This window comes from Pseudomonas sp. KH_046_2 (assembly GCF_057838985.1).
In genome coordinates this window covers 4,255,660-4,273,240 of the sequence record NZ_CM174480.1, presented here as the reverse complement: position 1 = coordinate 4,273,240, position 17,581 = coordinate 4,255,660, and the positions used below count along the sequence as shown (strand labels likewise).

Genomic DNA, 17,581 nt, shown 5'->3' with positions numbered 1-17,581 from the left:
TGCTCGCGAAGGGGCCATAACATTCAACATCTTTATTGGCTGACAGTCCGCTTTCGCGGGCAAGCCCCCCACAGGGTGACATGATGCTTTCGGTATAAAGATAGATCGTATCGATATAGATGGTTATAAGAATTATCGCTATGCTGCGGACCAGATTTTCCCTGCGATCGTTGTGGACGTATTCATGGATTTACTGAACATCGGATTGGTTGTTGCCGGGTTGGTGGTGGGCTTTATCGTCGGCATGACTGGCGTAGGTGGCGGGTCGTTGATGACCCCGATCCTGCTAGGGTTCGGCATCAACCCGGCGACGGCGGTCGGTACCGACCTGCTGTACGCCGCCATCACCAAATCCAGTGGCGTACTGGTTCACCGCAAGAACAACAACATCGACTGGGCGATTACCGGCTGGCTGACCTTGGGCAGCGTGCCTGCGGTGTTGCTGACGCTGTGGTTCCTCAGCACCCTGCACAGCGCCCCCGAGGCGATGAACGCGATCATCAAGCAGGCCCTCGGTTTTGTGTTGTTCGCCACGGCACTGGCGATCCTGTTCAAGAAGCGCCTGCTCGACTTCGCCCACAAACGTGCGGGCGGCAACTACAACCCCAGCGGATTGCGCTTGAACGTGATGACGGTCATCACCGGGCTGATCCTTGGCACCATGGTCGCGCTGACGTCCATCGGCGCCGGCGCCCTGGGCACCGTGGCACTGTTCATTCTGTATCCGATGCTGCCGACCCGCCGCCTGGTGGGGACTGAAATCGCCCACGCCGTGCCGCTGACCCTGGTCGCGGGCCTTGGCCATGCCAGCATGGGCAACATGGATTGGCACGTCCTGGGCTACTTGCTGGTGGGATCGTTGCCGGGGATTTACCTGGGCAGCCACCTGACCGGGCGCATCTCCGACGAACTGCTGCGCCCCTGCCTGGCGACCATGCTGTTGCTGATCGGCTACAAACTGGCGTTCTGATTCAAGCTGCCACGCCAGCTTCATTCGCGGGTGAATATTTCCAGCAGATGCCCGTCCGGGTCATCGAAATACACCCGTCGTCCTCCCGCGAAATCGTTGATCTCCCCCAGTCGCTGCTTGCCCGGGTCGGCCCACCATGGCTGACCGTTGGCTTGCAGGCGTGCGAAGGCCGCATCGAAATCCTCGTCGCCCATCAAGAATGCGTAGTGCTGGGATGCTATCGGCGGGTCGTTGTCGTAGAAATCCAGTGACACGCCATTATCCAGTTTGACGATCAGCATGGGCCCGAAGGGCTGCGGGGTGGGCAGGCCAAGGAGGCGGGCCAGGAAACTCGCCGAAACTTGCTTGTCCCGGCACCAGACGATGGTGTGGTTCAACTGAGCGCTCATGGGCCAGTCCTCACGACGGATCAGGCGGGTTGTCATGAGTCTTCAGATTAGCCCAGCCTGTTGCGCAATGACTGCCCTGACCTAAGCTTGGGACAAGGCGAAAAATATTTGCGGTACGTCACCCGGAACGATCGCCGCGATGCGCAATCATTAGAGCGTGGATATCAAAAGGAGATGCGCATGCTCATCAGGTCACTGACCCTGGCTGCTTTGCTGGCGATCGCCGGCACCTCGTTCGCCGCCGATGGCGACTCACCGCTGGACATGGACAAGGGCAGGGCCCGGCCATTGATCGTCATCGCTCCGAGCACGGTTGATCCAACCTGGGTCAGCCTGAAAAAGTCCCTGGATGAGCCGGCCAACCGCAAGGGATTCACCGACCGCAACATGGTGCTCTACACCGTGCTCAACCTGATGGGCCAGCGCGACGGCAAAGACCTCGGGCCACAGGACACGGCGGCACTGATCCGCTCGCTCAAGCTGGGCGCCGGCGCCAAGACCAAGGTGATTCTGGTCGGCAAGGACGGCGAAAAGAAACTTGATCAATCGGACGCCATCAAACTGGAGGATATTTTCAGCGCCGTCGATCAGTTGCCGGCGGCCGAGAAAGAATTTACCGCGACCGTGGCTGCTCCCGTCACTGAAGCGGAGCCGGCGGCCAAAGGCGCCAAAGGTACAAAACCTGGCAAACCGGCCAAGCCCGCCAAACCGCCTGAAATGCCGGATGATTGAACCGACACTGAATTCTGCTGGTGAGTGGAGGACCTGTGGGAGCGAGCTCGCTCCCACAGATGGAGCAGCCACTATTGGGAAAGGGCACTCAGAATCTGATGGGCAATCTTGACCCGCTCCGCATTGGGATAATTCTTGTTGGCCAGAATCACAATGCCAATGTCCTTCGATGGCACGAACGCCACATAAGCCCCGAAGCCACCGGTTGAACCGGTCTTGTTGACCAGCACGTTCTGCGGCTGCGCTTGTGGCGGGTTCAGCCATTGGACCTTGTGCGCCTCCATGGCCATTGGCGTGGAGTTGCCCTCCAGCAAACGATCCAGTGTGATCGGGTAACGATACATCTCCCAGCCCAGGCCCTGGGTCATATCGCCTACGGTGTAGTAACCGCTATGAGTCAAGGCGATGGCTTGCTGCAATGGCTTCTCCAGAGACGCCGGCTTCATGTTCGCGCCGACATAGCCCAGCAAGTCTGCTGCGCTGGTTTTCACCCCGTACGCCTCGGAGTCCAGCGCACCTGGGCCAACCCGCACCGGTTTGCCGTCCTTGTTGTAGCCCTGGGCGTAGAGCGCCATCTGATCCTGCGGCACATGCACATAGGTGTGCTTGAGGCCCAGTTTCGGCAGCAGGGTTTTCTCCATCAGGTCATCGAACGGCTGGCCTAGGCTTTGGGCGGCGAGGTAGCCGAACAGGCCAAGGCTGGGGTTCGAATACAGTCGGTGGCTGCCGGGGGCGTAGAGCGGTTGCCATTGCTTGTAGTAGCCGAGCATTTTGTCGGCCGAATCATATTCGGCAGGGAATTGCAGCGGCAGGCCGCCAGCGCTGTAGGTGCCCAGTTGCAGCACGCTGATGTGGTCGAACGCACTGTCGCGCAAGGCCGGCAGGATCTGGCTGGCCTTGTCCGACAGCGACAGCTTGCCTGTGGCCTGGGCGTAGGCGGCGAGGGTGGCGGTGAAGGTTTTGCTGACGGAGCCGATTTCGAACAGGGTGTCTTGGGTGACGGGGTTGCCGGTTTCTTTCGAGGCGACGCCATAGTTGAAGTAATGCGCCTGGCCGTTGACGGTGACTGCCACGGCCATGCCGTGAATGCCCTCGGCTTGCATCACCGGTTGTACAGCGGCGTTCACCACTGTCTCGATTTGATCCTGCGCAACGCATTGGCCCGCGGCGAATATCGCCATGCAAGCGGCGATGGTTTTCAGCCTGTCCATGTTGGTTTCATCCGTCGTTGATTCAGTTGCGCGTCATTTTAGGGCGTGAAGCGCCATGCTCCGAGCGCTTTTTAAAATCGGCCGCCAACAGGCGGCCGCGCGCAACCGTCAACTCAACGCACCAGGCAGGGTCGTTTGTTATCGAACTTCCAGCCCGGAATCAAAAACTGCATCGCCACGCTGTCATCCCGCGCACCCAGGCCCATGCCTTTGTACAGTTCATGAGCTTTGGCGACCTGATCCATGTCCAGTTCGACCCCCAACCCCGGTTTCTGCGGCACCTGCACGCAGCCGTCGACGATTTGCAGCGGGGCCTTGGTCAGGCGCTGGCCGTCCTGCCAGATCCAGTGGGTGTCGATGGCGGTGATCTCGCCCGGTGCGGCCGCCGCAACATGGGTGAACATCGCCAGGGAAATGTCGAAGTGGTTGTTGGAGTGCGAACCCCACGTCAGGCCCCATTCGTGGCACATCTGCGCCACACGCACCGAGCCCTGCATGGTCCAGAAGTGCGGGTCGGCCAAGGGGATGTCGACCGACTGCAGCTGGATCGCATGGCCCATCTCCCGCCAGTCGGTGGCGATCATGTTGGTCGCGGTTTTCAGGCCCGTGGCCCGGCGGAATTCAGCCATGACTTCGCGTCCCGAGTAACCGTTTTCCGCCCCGCACGGGTCTTCGGCGTAGGCCAGGACGCGATGCTGATCGCGGCACAAACGGATCGCTTCCTTCAAGGACCAGGCACCATTCGGGTCGAGGGTGATGCGTGCATCGGGGAAGCGTTCGGCGAGGGCCGTGACCGCTTCGATTTCGGCATCGCCGCTGAGCACACCACCCTTGAGCTTGAAATCCTTGAAGCCATAACGCGCGTGGGCCGCCTCGGCCAGGCGCACCACGGCATCGGCGGTCATGGCTTTCTCGTGTCGCACGCGGAACCAGTCGTTGTCGGCGTCCGGTTCGCTGCGGTAGGCGAGGTCGGTTTCGTTGCGATCACCGACATAAAACAGATAGCCGAGCATCTTCACTTCATCGCGCTGCTGGCCTTCGCCGAGCAGGGCGGCCACCGGCACGTCCAGGTGCTGGCCGAGCAAGTCGAGCAATGCGGCTTCCAGGCCGGTGACGGCGTGAATGGTGATGCGCAGGTCGAAGGTCTGCAAGCCGCGGCCACCGGCATCGCGGTCGGCGAAGGTCTGGCGCACTTGATTGAGAATTTTCTGCCAAGAGCCAATCGGGCTGCCGACCACCAGGCTGCGTGCGTCCTCGAGGGTCTGGCGAATGCGCTCGCCCCCCGGCACTTCGCCGACGCCGGTGTGCCCGGCGTTGTCCTTGAGGATCACGATGTTGCGGGTGAAAAACGGGCCGTGGGCGCCGCTCAGGTTGAGCAGCATGCCATCGTGGCCGGCGACTGGAACAATCTGCATGCTGGTGATGATCGGGGCCTTGGCGATTTCTTGTGCAGTCATTTTTTTATCCTTTCAGGCGTGACGTGGCGCAGCTTTGGCTGATTCGACGGCAGGTGCGGATTTGGGTTTGTTGCGGGCGGCAAACACGATGATGGCGGCGATGATCGAGGTCGCGGCCAGGCCGTACAGCCCGCCCTGAATGGAGCCGGTGCGTTCTTCCAGCAGGCCGAATGTGGTCGGTGCAACGAAACCGCCGAGGTTGCCCACCGAGTTGATCAGCGCGATGACGCCGGCCGCAATTCGCGCATCCAGGTAGGCCTGGGGAATCGGCCAGAACAGCGACGAGGCCGATTTGAAGCCCAGTGCTGCAAAGCAGATCGCAACAAAGGCGAAGACCGGCCCGCCGGTGGTGGACATGAACATCCCGGCCGCGGCGATCAGCAGGGCGGTGGCGACCCAGGCTTGCTGGTGTTTCCATTTGGCCGAAAACGAAGCGAAAGCGTACATGCCGACAATCGACAGCAACCACGGAATCGAGTTGAACAGCCCGACCTGGATGTCGCTCAGGTCGCCCATCTTCTTGATGATGCTCGGTAGCCAGAAGGTCGCGGCGTAGATGGTCAACTGGATAAAGAAGTAGATCAGGCAGAACAGAATGATCTGGCGATCCTTGAGCAATTTGCCCAGCGACGGCTTGATCGGCGTGGCGGCTTCCCGGGCCAGTTGTTCGTCGTCTATGGCCTTGACCAGCGCGTCCTGTTCTTCGCGGCTCAGCCATTTGGCGTCGTGGGGTCTGGAGTCCAGCCAGAACCAGACGAACACGCACAACCCCACCGAAAACATGCCCTCGATGAAGTACATCCATTGCCAGCCGTGCAGGCCCAGCCCTTCGATTTGCAGGAGCAATCCGGACAGGGGGCCTGAGATCAGCGACGCGATCGCCGAGCCGCTGAGGAAGATGGCAATCGCCTTGCCGCGCTCCACGCCGGGTAGCCAGCGGGTGAAGTAGTAGATCACCCCGGGAAAGAACCCGGCTTCGGCCACGCCCAGCAGAAAGCGCAGGATGTAGAAGTGGGTTTCGTTCTGGATGAACGCCATGCCCGCGGCCACCAGGCCCCAGGTCAGCATGATCCGCGTCAGCCAGATGCGTGCGCCGACTTTCTGCAGAAGGATGTTAGAGGGCACCTCGAACAGTGCATAACCGATGAAGAACAGCCCGGCACCCAGGCCATAGGCGGCCGCGCCAATGCCCAGGTCGTGTTCCATGTGGGCGCGGACGAAACCGATGTTCACGCGATCAATGTAATTGACGATGAACATGATGACGAACAGCGGCAAGACGTGACGTTTGACTTTGACGATGGCGGACTTCAGCGCTGAATTGGCGTCGTCGTGCATCCCGGAGATGGATGTATTCACTGCGTTTTCTCCCACTCGTTATTTTTATGCGGGGTGAAGCTGGGTGCTGCGTTGTTGATAGACATCATACAACTAGATTTTTTGATCTTGCAACCACGTTTATCCAATGAAATGGCGCTTTTGCGGGTGATTGTTATTCTTTTCGTGGTGCTGAATGGCCTTTGTGGTCACTCAATGTGGGCGTGTTGTTGAGTGTTGTCATACAAGTTGAGCGAGATTTTTCAGGATTCCCGCCTGGCGCGGTGCTACGATTCGATAGCCCTGTTTTCCGGATATCCCCATGCATGAAGACCTCGACGCGCCTGCCCGCAAGCGCACTCACAACCTGGCCCATGACCTGGTCGAAAAACTGACCCAGCGCATCCTGCTCGGCCAGATGTTGCCCGGCGACAAGTTGCCGTCGGAAAACACCATCGTTCAGGAGCACGGGGTCAGTCGCACGGTGGTGCGTGAGGCGATCTCGAAGTTGCAGGCCTCGGGGCTGGTGGAGACCCGGCACGGCATTGGCACGTTCGTGATCGAGCGTGCGCCGGAGCAGGGGCTGCGGCTGAATGTCGATACCGCGTTGGGGGTGCGCAGCATTCTGGAGTTGCGCATGGGCCTGGAAACCCAGGCGGCGGCGCTGGCGGCAACTCGCCGCACCGACCTGCAACTGGCCCAAATGCGTGAAGCGCTGGACGACTATCAAAGCCTGCTGGCCAACAACGACAGCTGTGTCGAAGCGGACCGGCGTTTTCATCTGCTGATTGCCGAAGCCACCGGCAATGTGTGCTTCACCGAGATCATGCAGCACCTGGGCAGTGCGATGATCCCGCGCACCCGGGTCAATGCCGCCGAGCGCGGCGCGGTGGACTTGAGCAAGCTCGGGCAGTTGGCCAACCTGGAGCACGAGGCGATTCTCAACGCCATCAAGCGCCAGGACCCGGACGCGGCGCGGGCGGCGATGTGGCTGCACCTGACCAACAGTCGTGACCGGTTTTCGGCTGGTTGATGGTCAGTGATACCGCGTTATCGTTCATCGCGGGCAAGCCACGCTCCCACAGGGTTTAATGTTTGCCACAGATCTTGAGCACGACTCGGAACCTGTGGGAGCGGGCTTGCCCGCGAAGGCGCCAGACCAGACGGCGCAAAGCATGGATCAGGCCCGGGCAACCTGAGCAACCACAGCCCGCCGCTCCAGATTCAGAGCCAGCACACTCGCCAACACCACCAACCCGCCGACCACGATCATCAACGTCGGCCGCTCGCCAAGTGCATAGGACGCAATGACCATCGCCGTCGGTGGCGTCAAATACAGCGTCATCGTCGCCCGGCTCAAATCGACATGCGCCAGCACATAGGCCCAGGCCAGGTACGCCAGGGCGCTGGGGAATATCCCCAGGGCAATCACCGCAAACTGCACGCGCATCGGTGCCAGGGCGACTTGATCCACCAGGCCGGGCAAGAAAGCCAGCAACAGCGCCGTCCCGGACCACACCGTGTAACACACCAGCGTCAGCCCGTCGTATCGTCCGGTGTGATGCTTTTGCAGGGCAAAGTAGAGACTCCAGGACACTGCCGCCAGCAGGATCAGCAAGCCGTGGGCATCAATGCTGCCCAGGCCATGATCGCCCGCCACCACAATCATCACGCCAAACAACCCGAGCAGCACACAACCCCAGCGCCACAGGCTCACCTGATCCTTGAACACGAAGCGCGCGATCAGCGTGCTGAACAGCGGCGTGGTCTGGGCCAGGACGCTCGAAGCACCTGCGCTGACACCTTGCTGTCCGAAGTTGATCGCCACGTGGTGCAGGCTCACGGCAAAGAACCCCAGGCCGAACATCAACGGCAGATCGCGCAGTCTCGGCAGGCGTATGCCCTTGAACATCGCGACCACCGCCATGAACACGGAAGCCAGCAGGAAGCGCAGGAGCGCCAGGTGCACCGGGTCATAGGCCAGCAAGGCGATATGGATGCCGGTCGGGGAATAACCCCAGCACGCCGCGACAAACGCCATGGCCAGGATGATTTTCCAGGGTGAAACGGGGGAGGGCTTGAGCGGCGTCATGGTCGTGCACCTGTGGGTGGATGCACCGAGTATCAGAAAGCGGATCGTTCGCCACAACTGACTTATACTGCTCTAACCGTTCACTATGGGTGATGTATGGAGCTGGCACAGATTCGCATGTTCAAGACCGTGGCCGATGTCGGCAGCATCGCCCGCGCGGCCGAGCTGTTGCATTGCGTGCCGTCGAACATCACGGCACGGATCAAGGCCCTGGAGGCCGAACTGGGTGTCGCGCTGTTTCTGCGTGAGGGCCGAGGGCTGCGCATCAGCCCGTCGGGGCAAACCTTCCTGGCCTACGCCTCGAAAATCCTTGCCCTCACCGCCGAGGCCAAGCGCGCGGTCGACCCTTCGGCCGAGCCCTCGGGGCCGCTGCGCATCGGGGCCATCGAGTCGTCGGCCACCGGGCGATTGCCGCGCCTGTTGGCGAAGTTCCACAAGCGCTTTCCGGCGGTGGCGCTGGAGCTGACCACCGGTACCTGGGCCCAGTTGCTCGACGACACGCTCAATCACAAGCTCGACGGTGCAATCGTCGCGGTCGACGTCGAGCGTTCGCACCTCAAGCGCACGCCGATGTACCGCGAAGAGTTGCTGCTGATCGCCTCAACCTCCCTCGGGCCGCTGCGCAACGTGACGGACCTGCATGACAAGACGATGTTCCTTTGGCCTCAGGGCTGTCCTTACCGGGCGGCGATGGAGCATTGGTTATTGCGCAATGGGTTGGCGCTGCCGATTGTCAGCCTGGCCAGCTATGGCGCGATTGTCGGTTGCGTCAGCGCCGGGGCCGGCGTGGCGCTGGTGACTAAAGGGGTTTTCGATCAATACGCCAAGGGCGCCGGGTGCGTGGCGTTTGAGTTTCCCGAACTGACGGCAATCGAGAGCCTGTTCTACTGGCACGAAAACGCCGGGGTGCACCCGGCACGGGAAGCTTTTGTGGCGATGCTCCGCGAAGAGTTTGCCTGACGCATCTCCCTGTAGGAGTGAGCCTGCTCGCGATAGCGATGTGTCAGTCACCATCAACGTTGACTGATGCACCGCTATCGCGAGCAGGCTCGCTCCTACAGGGGAGTTGTGTGTATTTGAAGATCAGTTCACGTTCACATCCCGCATCAACAACCCAAACTCCAGATCCACCGCATCCGGTATCGGCAAATACACCGTATGCCCATCGCCCGGTGCAACGTTGATCGCTTCACCCTTGGCGTTATGCAACTGATGCAGGTCGAAGTGGAAGTTGCCTTTCGGTGTCATCAGCTCCATGTGATCGCCCAGGCCGAAGCGGTTCTTTACCTTGACCTCGGCCAGTCGATCCCGGCGCTGCCCGGTCAGTTCACCGACAAACTGCTGGCGCTCCGACACCGAGCTGCCGTTCTGGTAGTTCTGGTATTCGTCATGCACATGCCGGCGCAGAAAACCTTCGGTGTAGCCGCGCTGGGCGAGGGATTCCAGGTCGGTCATCAGGCCGCGGTCGAAGGCCCGGCCCGCCACTGCATCGTCGATGGCCCGGCGATAGACTTGGGTGGTGCGCGCGCAATAAAAGTGCGATTTGGTCCGGCCTTCGATTTTCAGGGAGTGCACGCCCATGTGTGCCAGGCGTTCGACGTGCTGCACGGCGCGCAGGTCCTTGGCGTTCATGATGTAGGTGCCGTGTTCGTCTTCGAAGGCCGGCATCTGTTCATCCGGACGATTGGCTTCCTGCAGCAGGAACACCTGATCGGTGGGCGCGCCGATGCCCAGGGTCGGTTCCGGCTGATACTGCTGCACGATCTCGCCGAGCTGGTTTTCCGTGGCCGGTTGCGCCGAATATTTCCAGCGACAGGCATTGGTGCAACTGCCCTGATTGGCGTCACGCTTGTTCATGTAGCCGGACAGCAGGCAGCGCCCGGAATAGGCCATGCACAACGCGCCGTGCACGAACACCTCCAGTTCCATGGCTGGCACCTGTTCGCGGATTTCGGCGATTTCTTCCAGCGACAACTCCCGGGACAGGATGATCCGGCTCAGGCCTTGCTGCTGCCAGAACTCGACGCTCGCCCAGTTCACCGTATTGGCCTGCACCGAAAGGTGGATCGGCATCTGCGGGTAGTGCCGGCGCACCAGCATGATCAGGCCGGGGTCGGACATGATCAGCGCATCCGGGGCCATGGCGATCACCGGTTCGAGGTCCTTGAGGAAGGTCTTGAGCTTGGCGTTGTGCGGCGCGATGTTCACCACCACGTAAAAACGCTTGCCCCGGGCCTGGGCTTCGCGAATGCCGAGGGCCAGGTTGGCATGGTCGAATTCGTTGTTACGCACCCGCAGGCTGTAGCGCGGCTGGCCGGCGTACACGGCATCGGCGCCGTAGGCGAAGGCGTAACGCATGTTTTTCAGGGTGCCGGCGGGGGCGAGCAGTTCTGGAGCGGTGAGGTTCATGGCGGTGTCAGTCGCAAAAGCCGCGCAGGGTAAACGTCCTGTGCCGAAGGTTTATTGACCTGGATCTATGCCTGATCAATAAACCAATGGCATTCGCGCGAGCCGTGGCGGACTAAACACCATCGCCAGCTTTTTCACGCAGCTGCCTTCGGCGCTGAACCTGCCGGACTGGCCGGTGCCGATGCGTTGCGACAGCTCCCGGGCGGCGGGCAGCGAAGTGAGCGGGCCGCTGATCTGCACGCCGTCCTGCACCAGATACCAGCAGGCGAGCATGCCCAGCTCTCTGAGCTGTGCGGGGACGGCGCTGCCGATAACGGACATGATCTGAACCTTGGACATGACAAGTACCTCCATCAATCTGTGGAGCTACTTTAAGGTCCGGGTGCCTTGAGGGGTAATCAACGCTTTCGATAGTGGTCATTGATGCCATTGGGGGCAAACGACCGTTGGTAGGTCAGCTGACCACCTGATCGAGCATATGAACCACTTCCTGCTCGTTGAGCAGGCCCTTGCGCACCAGGCTTTGCGTCAGCAGCGAGAGAAACTTGGCGCTGCGATGACCTTCCAGGTGCTTGAGTTCGGTCAGTGCGTTGTACACCTTGCTGGAGGTGCACAGACCGACAATGCGGTGCGGGTTTTGCGTTGGCATGTGGTCGTCCTTGTTGTTTTCAACTGTTATCGACGGACAGCACCGAGCTTGCGGAACTGTCATGACAAAAATATGACCGTTATTTGCCGCACGGCAGAAAACGGGTCGAGTCCATCTTGCCCATTTCTGCCACGGGCACTGTCCCGATAGCGACGTTGGCGAGATTTATCCAGACTTGCACCGACAAGCGGGCATAAAAATGCCCCGCTGTTTCAGCGAGGCTGGATGAGTTCGTTACCAGCGGCCGTAGCGAGGGCCGTAGTAGCCCCGTGGCGGGCCGTAGTAACCACGGGGTGGACCGTAGTAACCACGGGGTGGGCCGTAGTAAACCGGGGCCGGGCGGTAGTAGATCGGTTGCTGCACGTAGACCGGGGCCGGCTGGTAGTAAACCGGAGGTGGTGCGTAATAAACCGGCGCGGGCTGGTAGTAGACCGGTTGCGGTGCGACATAAACCGGGCGGTTGGCGTTGATCAGAGCCGAGCCGACGATGGCAGTACCGACGATCGCTCCAAATACCGCCGCATCATTACCACCACCATGGGCTTGCGCCTGTCCTGCGATAGCGAGAGTGCCGATCAGCAAGGCTACTGTGGGGACTTTACGGATCATGATAGTACCTCGGTTCTTCAACCCGGCGCCTGTGTCTGCAATAGACCCAGGGATTGTCGCGGGGATACCTCTAAGACAGCTTTTTTTCGAAAATCAGCACGGCCGCGAGGTAAATTTTGTGTAAGGTCTGTACCGACTTTCTTACCGGTCTGTGTAAGTCCATGTAATCACGCTTATATGATCGATCAGAACCCGATGGAGGGCTAATTCCGTCCATCCGAAAAGTGCATTCGAAGGAGCTTCCCCATGCAGATGAATCCCAACAAAGACACCCAGCTGTGCATGTCCCTTTCAGGACGCCCCGGGAACTTTGGTCTGCGTTTTCACAATCATCTGTATGAACAGCTGGGCCTGAATTTTTACTACAAGGCCTTTGCCAGCCAGGACCTGACGGGTGCCGTTGCCGGCATTCGCGCCCTGCGGATTCGTGGCTGTGGCGTATCGATGCCGTTCAAGGAAGCCTGCATTGCCCTGGTGGATGAACTCGACGCGTCGGCCGCCGCCATTCAATCGATCAACACCATCGTCAACACCGACGGTCATCTCAAGGCCTACAACACCGATTACATCGCCGTTGCCCAGTTGCTGGACAAACACCAGGTGCCCAAGGACTCGACCTTTGCCCTGCGCGGCAGCGGCGGCATGGCCAAGGCCGTGGCGAGCGCCTTGCGCGATGGCGGCTATGAAAACGGCCTGATCGTGGCCCGCAACGAGCGTGCCGGGCAGGCGCTGGCAAAGTCGTTGGGGTATGAGTGGCAGGCCGAGTTGGGGAGTCGTCGCCCGCAAATGCTGGTCAACGTCACCCCGATCGGCATGACGGGAGGACCGGAGGCCGATCAACTGGCCTTTGAGGCTGATGTGATCGAAAAAGCGGAAACCGTCTTCGATGTGGTGGCGATTCCCTCGGAAACACCGTTGATCGTGCGTGCTCGTGCCGAAGGCAAGCGGGTCATCACCGGGCTGGAAGTGATCGCGATCCAGGCACTGGAGCAATTTGTGCTCTATACCGGTGTACGGCCGACGGACGAGCAATTCCAGAAGGCCGTGGCGTTTGCCCGCAGCTAGGAGGTGTCCATGCATCCCCCGATTCTCAATCTGGATTCGGTCGAACTTGAACCGCTGCCCGAAGCGTTTGCGCCGAGCGGTGAAACCGCCGGTCGCTATCAACAGCGCCTGGCCCGTGTCGGTCAGCAACTGGGGGCGCAAAAGCTGGGTTATCGCCTGTATGTGCTGGAACCAGGCATGCGCGGCAGCCCGTTTCACAGTCATCGGGTCAATGAGGAAATGTTCTACGTCGTGGCCGGGGAAGGGCAAGTCCGTCTGGGAGCCGAACGTTTTCCGATCCGCGCCGGTGATGTGATCGCCTGTCCACCGGGTGGGCCTGAAAAAGCGCACCAGATCATCAATACCAGCAACGGTGAGTTGCGCTACCTGGCCGTCAGCACCCAGCAATCACCGGAGATCTGTGAATACCCGGATTCCGGCAAATACGCCGTGATGGATGACTTCAAGGTGGATGCCGAGGGTAATGCTTCGGGTTTTGTTGCGGTGGCCCGGCAGGCGGACGGGGTGGATTACTGGGACGGCGAGTAGCGGTACAGGATGACGGTTACTTTGTGGCGAGGGGGCTTGCCCCCGTTGGGCTGCGAAGCAGCCCCCAGGAACAAACCCGTTCACCGATTTTACGACGGCTGCGCCGCCGAACGGGGCGGTGCGGCGTTCCGACAAGCCCCCTCGCCACAGTGGATAGCCAGAAAAATGAGGGGGGCTATTCGAGCCGGGCCAGCCTTTCTTCCAGTGCCGCAATCCGCGCTTCCAGTTCTTCGATCCGTTCAACCGAAACCCCGTTGCTGCCCCGTTCGGCCGGGTTTTGCCGGGCCGCCATGATCGCTTCGATATCCGCCGGGTCGCCCAGGGCGTGGGTGTAACGGTCTTCGCGCTGGCCGGCCTGACGCGGAATCAGTACCGCAAGGCCCCGGGCAATCAGGCGTTCGAGTTGATGCACCACCTGTTCGGCATCTTCGAACTCATGCATGCGGCCGCTGCGGGTCAGCAGTTCATTGACGGTCTGCGGGCCACGCAGAAACATCAGCCCGGTGAGGATGACCTGTGCCGGCACCAGTTCCAGTGCCTTGTCGACCTTGTGTTCCCAGCGGTCGGCGCGGCTGCCCATCACCAGTCTGGCAAAACCGCGTCCTTCGAGGGCGCGCAGGCTCTGGCCGACCTGGCCCGGCGTCAGGTTCATCACCGGCTCGCGGCTGGTTTTCTGGTTGCAGGCAATCACCAGGGCATTGAGGGTCAGGGGATAGGTTTCCGGGCTGGTGGCCTGTTTCTCGATCAGCGAACCCAGAATGCGGATTTCCGTACTGTTGAGCCGCGGCTCGTCGAAAGTCGTCTCTTGCTCAGTGCTCATGGTTCTGCATCCTTAGCCGATTCATGTTTTTCACTTGCGTAAGCGCACTTTGACATCGCCCGTTCGGACTAGGCAAGGCTAACGATTCTGCCGCGTCCGGGCGGCGCCAAACTTCATGCTCAAAGGGGTGTTGCGCCACGCGCGCCCCGCCAAACGAGCAGAAGGCGCCGCGATGGAGTTTGCATTCAGCGACGAACAGGAAATGATCCGCGCATCGGCCGAGGGCTTCCTCGCCGATGTCTCGGATTCTGCCGCCGTGCGCGCGGCAATGGTCAGCGAACGGGGTTTCGACGAAGCCCTCTGGCAGCGTCTGTGCCAGGAAATGTACTGGCCGGCCATTCATATCCCCGAAACCTATGGCGGCCTGGGCCTCGGCTTTGTCGAGCTGACGATCCTGCTGGAACAGATGGGCCGGCGCTTGCTGTGCTCGCCGTTTTTCGCCACCGCCTGCATGGCCACCCCTGCGCTGTTGCTGGCGGCCAATGATGAGCAGAAGCAGCGCTGGTTGCCGTCGATTGCCGATGGCAGCGTGACTGCGACCCTGGCGTTCAGCAGTGCCAACGGCTGGTCTGCCGATGATGTCCAGGCGACGGTGGTGGCTGAGGGCGACGGGTTCGTCCTCGACGGCACCCTCAAGCATGTGCTCGACGGCCATGGCGCCGACCTGTTGATCATTGCCGCACGACAACCCGGAACCACCGGCGAAACGGGCATCAGCCTGTTTGCCGTGAACGCCGTAAGCGCAGGCATCGAACGGCAAATGCTGCCGACCATGGACCAGACCCGGCGTCAGGCGCGGATCCAGCTCAAGGGCCTGTACCTTGAAGCCGACTGCTTGCTGGGTGAGCTCGGGAACGGCTGGCCGGACCTTGAGCGAGTCCTGCAACTGGCCTGCATCGGCCTGGCCGCCGAGCAGACCGGCGGCGCGCAGCAGGTACTCGACCTCAGCGTGGCTTACATGCAGGAACGCCAGCAGTTCGGTCGCCCGATTGCCAGTTTCCAGGCCCTCAAACACCGCGCCGCCGACATGATGCTGCAAGTCGAATGCGCCCGTTCGGCCAGTTATTACGCCGCGTGCGTGGCCCAGGAAGTCCTCGATCCCCAGGGTGATCCGCAGGTCGCGGCCGAACTGCCGCTGGCGGCGGCGCTGGCCAAGGCGCAGTGCTCGGAAACCTATTTCCACTGTGCGTCCGAATCGATCCAGTTGCATGGCGGTGTCGGTTTCACCTGGGAATACGACCCGCACCTCTACTTCAAGCGCGCCCGCGCCAGCGAGAGTTTCCTCGGGCTACCGGCCTGGCATCGCGAGCGCATTGCTTCGGTGATTCTGGGAGAGCAGCCATGAAAATCAGTTTCAGCGAGCAGGACGAATGCTTCCGTCGGGAAGTGGCCGACTGGATGAGCGCCAACCTCTGCGGTGAATTCGAGGCCCTGCGTTTTCGCGGCGGTCCGGGCGATGAGCACATGTTTCCCGAAGAGCGCAAAGCCTGGGAACGCAAACTCGCCGAAGGCGGCTGGACCTGCGTCGGCTGGGCGCCGGAACATGGCGGGCGCGGCCTGTCGATCACCCAGCAGGTGATCTTCAACGAAGAGTACGCCCGCGCCGGCGGCCCCGGCCGCATGGGCCATATCGGCGAAGGCCTGGCCGGGCCGACCATTGCCGCGTTCGGCACGGTCGAACAGCAACAGCGCTTTTTGCCGGGCATCGTCAGCGGTACGTCGTTCTGGTGCCAGGGCTACTCAGAGCCGGGCGCCGGTTCCGACCTGGCCAACGTCAAGACCCGCGCAACGCTGGATGAGGCGACCGGCCAATGGCTGATCAACGGGCAAAAAGTCTGGACGTCCCTGGCCCACGAATCGGATTGGTGCTTTGTCATCGCCCGCACCGAACCGGGTAGCGTCGGCCATCGCGGTCTGTCGTTCCTGCTGGTGCCGATGGCCCAGACGGAAATCACCGTACGCCCCATCGAGCAACTGACCGGCACCTCGGAATTCAACGAAGTATTCTTCGACGATGCCCGCACCGACGCCACCAACATCATCGGCGCGCCGGGCGAAGGCTGGAAGATCGCCATGGCGCTGCTGGGTTTCGAGCGGGGTGTCTCGACCCTCGGCCAGCAGATGCAGTTTCAGAACGAACTCAACGAAATCATCGCCAAGGCCCGCGCCAACGGCGCCGACCGCGACCCGATCCTGCGTCAGCGCCTGGCCGAGGCCTGGAGCGGGTTGCGGATCATGCGCTACAACTCGCTGCGCATGCTCTCGGGTAGCCAGGATGGTTCGCTGCGCAAAGAGGCGACCATCTACAAGCTGTTCTGGTCGACCTGGCACGCCAGCCTCGGCAAGTTGGCGATGGACGTCCTCGGCGCCGAGGCGGAATTGCTCGAAGCCGCGCCTTACCAACTGACCCGATTGCAGTCGCTGTACCTGTTCAGCCGCGCCGACACCCTCTACGGCGGCAGCAACGAAATCCAGCGCAACATCATTGCCGAGCGTGCCTTGGGCATGCCCAAAGAGCCGCGTCCGCGCGCCTGAAAGGAGAGAGTTCATGTCTGTACCTCAATATGTTGAAGGCCGCGGCCTGCTGCGCGGCAAGTCGGTACTGATCACCGCCGCCGCAGGCGCCGGGATCGGTTTTTCCGCCGCCGTGCGCGCTGCCGAAGAAGGCTGCCGTGCATTGATGATCAGCGATATCCACGAAGGCCGGTTGGCCGAAGCGGTGCTGAAGATCCGCGAAACCACAGGGCTGCAACAAGTGTTCGGCCAGGTCTGCAACGTTGCCGACGAAGCCCAGGTGCAACAGCTGATTGCCTGCGCCGAGCGTGACCTGCAAGGCGTTGATGTGTTGATCAACAACGCCGGGCTTGGCGGCTCGCGCTTGCTGGTGGACATGGCCGACGAAGAGTGGAATCGAGTCATCGACGTGACGCTCACCGGCACCATGCGCATGACCCGCGCCATGCTGCCGAAAATGATGGAGCGTCGTGCCGGGGTCATCGTCAACAACGCCTCGGTGCTGGGCTGGCGCGCACAGAAAGAACAGTCGCACTACGCCGCCGCCAAGGCCGGCGTCATGGCGCTGACCCGCTGCGCAGCGGTCGAGGCCGCCGACTACGGCATCCGCATCAACGCCGTCAGCCCGAGCATTGCCCTGCACGACTTCCTGCGCAAATCCGCGCCCCAGGCGGTGCTCGATCAACTGGCCGCCAACGAAGCCTTCGGCCGCGCCGCCGAAGTCTGGGAAGTGGCCAACGTGATGATGTTCCTGGCCAGCGACTACAGCTCCTACATGACCGGCGAAGTGTTGTCGGTGTCCAGCCAGAGGGCGTGACC

At 61.3% G+C, this 17,581-nt stretch carries 19 protein-coding genes; 9 read left to right on the top strand and 10 right to left on the bottom strand.

The window, feature by feature from the left end:
- Nucleotides 1–184: 184 nt before the first annotated feature.
- The gene (locus AC3IX1_RS19400; RefSeq protein ID WP_489385422.1) at nt 185–970 is read left to right on the top strand and encodes a sulfite exporter TauE/SafE family protein; all 786 of its coding nucleotides are present in this window, start codon (nt 185–187) and stop codon (nt 968–970) included.
- A gap of 20 nt (nt 971–990) precedes the next feature.
- On the opposite strand, the gene AC3IX1_RS19395 is transcribed toward AC3IX1_RS19400, so the two are convergent.
- Nucleotides 991–1,359, bottom strand: coding sequence for a VOC family protein (locus AC3IX1_RS19395; RefSeq protein ID WP_489385421.1), 369 nt, complete (start codon nt 1,357–1,359; stop codon nt 991–993).
- Between the two features lie 180 nt (nt 1,360–1,539).
- On the opposite strand from AC3IX1_RS19395, the gene AC3IX1_RS19390 reads away from it, so the two are divergent.
- Nucleotides 1,540–2,091, top strand: a complete 552-nt coding sequence (locus AC3IX1_RS19390; RefSeq protein WP_489385420.1) for a DUF4174 domain-containing protein — start codon at nt 1,540–1,542, stop codon at nt 2,089–2,091.
- A 71-nt stretch (nt 2,092–2,162) separates the two neighbouring features.
- Here the strand turns inward: AC3IX1_RS19390 and ampC are convergent, their stop codons facing one another.
- The 3 genes from ampC to AC3IX1_RS19375 form a co-directional block, all read right to left on the bottom strand.
- The gene (gene ampC / locus AC3IX1_RS19385) at nt 2,163–3,272 is read right to left on the bottom strand and encodes a class C beta-lactamase (RefSeq protein WP_489388765.1); all 1,110 of its coding nucleotides are present in this window, start codon (nt 3,270–3,272) and stop codon (nt 2,163–2,165) included.
- A gap of 143 nt (nt 3,273–3,415) precedes the next feature.
- A complete protein-coding gene (gene gudD, locus AC3IX1_RS19380) occupies nt 3,416–4,759 on the bottom strand; it encodes a glucarate dehydratase (RefSeq protein WP_489385419.1) in 1,344 nt (447 codons plus the stop codon).
- 12 nt (nt 4,760–4,771) lie between these two features.
- On the bottom strand, nt 4,772–6,118 hold the full coding sequence (locus tag AC3IX1_RS19375) for an MFS transporter (protein WP_489385418.1): 1,347 nt from the start codon (nt 6,116–6,118) through the stop codon (nt 4,772–4,774).
- Nucleotides 6,119–6,398: 280 nt separating this feature from the next.
- Between AC3IX1_RS19375 and AC3IX1_RS19370 the strand changes: the two genes are divergently transcribed.
- On the top strand, nt 6,399–7,109 hold the full coding sequence (locus AC3IX1_RS19370) for a FadR/GntR family transcriptional regulator (RefSeq protein WP_489385417.1): 711 nt from the start codon (nt 6,399–6,401) through the stop codon (nt 7,107–7,109).
- 147 nt (nt 7,110–7,256) lie between these two features.
- On the opposite strand, the gene AC3IX1_RS19365 is transcribed toward AC3IX1_RS19370, so the two are convergent.
- The gene (locus tag AC3IX1_RS19365) at nt 7,257–8,168 is read right to left on the bottom strand and encodes a DMT family transporter (protein WP_489385416.1); all 912 of its coding nucleotides are present in this window, start codon (nt 8,166–8,168) and stop codon (nt 7,257–7,259) included.
- 96 nt (nt 8,169–8,264) lie between these two features.
- Here AC3IX1_RS19365 and AC3IX1_RS19360 point away from each other — a divergent pair, with 96 nt between their 5' ends.
- On the top strand, nt 8,265–9,128 hold the full coding sequence (locus AC3IX1_RS19360) for a LysR family transcriptional regulator (RefSeq protein WP_489385415.1): 864 nt from the start codon (nt 8,265–8,267) through the stop codon (nt 9,126–9,128).
- A 123-nt stretch (nt 9,129–9,251) separates the two neighbouring features.
- On the opposite strand, the gene trhP is transcribed toward AC3IX1_RS19360, so the two are convergent.
- The 4 genes from trhP to AC3IX1_RS19340 all read right to left on the bottom strand — a co-directional run bounded on the left by trhP (nt 9,252) and on the right by AC3IX1_RS19340 (nt 11,835).
- Nucleotides 9,252–10,577, bottom strand: coding sequence for a prephenate-dependent tRNA uridine(34) hydroxylase TrhP (gene trhP / locus AC3IX1_RS19355; RefSeq protein WP_489385414.1), 1,326 nt, complete (start codon nt 10,575–10,577; stop codon nt 9,252–9,254).
- 75 nt (nt 10,578–10,652) lie between these two features.
- Nucleotides 10,653–10,916 carry a hypothetical protein gene (locus AC3IX1_RS19350; RefSeq protein WP_489388799.1) on the bottom strand — a complete coding sequence of 88 codons (264 nt, stop codon included), beginning with the start codon at nt 10,914–10,916 and terminating at the stop codon, nt 10,653–10,655.
- A gap of 115 nt (nt 10,917–11,031) precedes the next feature.
- Nucleotides 11,032–11,226: a hypothetical protein gene (locus tag AC3IX1_RS19345; protein ID WP_008052996.1), complete on the bottom strand. Its 195-nt coding sequence runs from the start codon at nt 11,224–11,226 to the stop codon at nt 11,032–11,034.
- 234 nt (nt 11,227–11,460) lie between these two features.
- Nucleotides 11,461–11,835, bottom strand: a complete 375-nt coding sequence (locus AC3IX1_RS19340) for a hypothetical protein (RefSeq protein ID WP_489385413.1) — start codon at nt 11,833–11,835, stop codon at nt 11,461–11,463.
- A gap of 246 nt (nt 11,836–12,081) precedes the next feature.
- Here AC3IX1_RS19340 and AC3IX1_RS19335 point away from each other — a divergent pair, with 246 nt between their 5' ends.
- Nucleotides 12,082–12,900, top strand: a complete 819-nt coding sequence (locus tag AC3IX1_RS19335; RefSeq protein WP_489385412.1) for a shikimate 5-dehydrogenase — start codon at nt 12,082–12,084, stop codon at nt 12,898–12,900.
- Between the two features lie 9 nt (nt 12,901–12,909).
- Nucleotides 12,910–13,428 carry a cupin domain-containing protein gene (locus AC3IX1_RS19330; RefSeq protein WP_489316594.1) on the top strand — a complete coding sequence of 173 codons (519 nt, stop codon included), beginning with the start codon at nt 12,910–12,912 and terminating at the stop codon, nt 13,426–13,428.
- Nucleotides 13,429–13,603: 175 nt separating this feature from the next.
- Here AC3IX1_RS19330 and AC3IX1_RS19325 read toward each other — a convergent pair whose 3' ends face one another.
- Nucleotides 13,604–14,248 (bottom strand): YceH family protein, encoded by a 645-nt coding sequence (locus AC3IX1_RS19325; protein WP_489385411.1) that lies wholly within the window; start codon nt 14,246–14,248, stop codon nt 13,604–13,606.
- A gap of 172 nt (nt 14,249–14,420) precedes the next feature.
- On the opposite strand from AC3IX1_RS19325, the gene AC3IX1_RS19320 reads away from it, so the two are divergent.
- Genes AC3IX1_RS19320 through AC3IX1_RS19310 form a run of 3 tightly spaced genes read left to right on the top strand, consistent with a single transcriptional unit; the run spans nt 14,421 to nt 17,579 of the window.
- On the top strand, nt 14,421–15,593 hold the full coding sequence (locus tag AC3IX1_RS19320; RefSeq protein ID WP_489385410.1) for an acyl-CoA dehydrogenase family protein: 1,173 nt from the start codon (nt 14,421–14,423) through the stop codon (nt 15,591–15,593).
- Complete coding sequence (locus AC3IX1_RS19315; protein WP_489385409.1) at nt 15,590–16,783, top strand: acyl-CoA dehydrogenase family protein; 1,194 nt, start codon at nt 15,590–15,592, stop codon at nt 16,781–16,783. The genes AC3IX1_RS19320 and AC3IX1_RS19315 overlap by 4 nt, the downstream gene beginning before the upstream one ends.
- Nucleotides 16,784–16,796: 13 nt before the next feature.
- Nucleotides 16,797–17,579: an SDR family oxidoreductase gene (locus AC3IX1_RS19310; RefSeq protein WP_489385408.1), complete on the top strand. Its 783-nt coding sequence runs from the start codon at nt 16,797–16,799 to the stop codon at nt 17,577–17,579.
- The last annotated feature ends 2 nt before the right edge of the window (nt 17,580–17,581 follow it).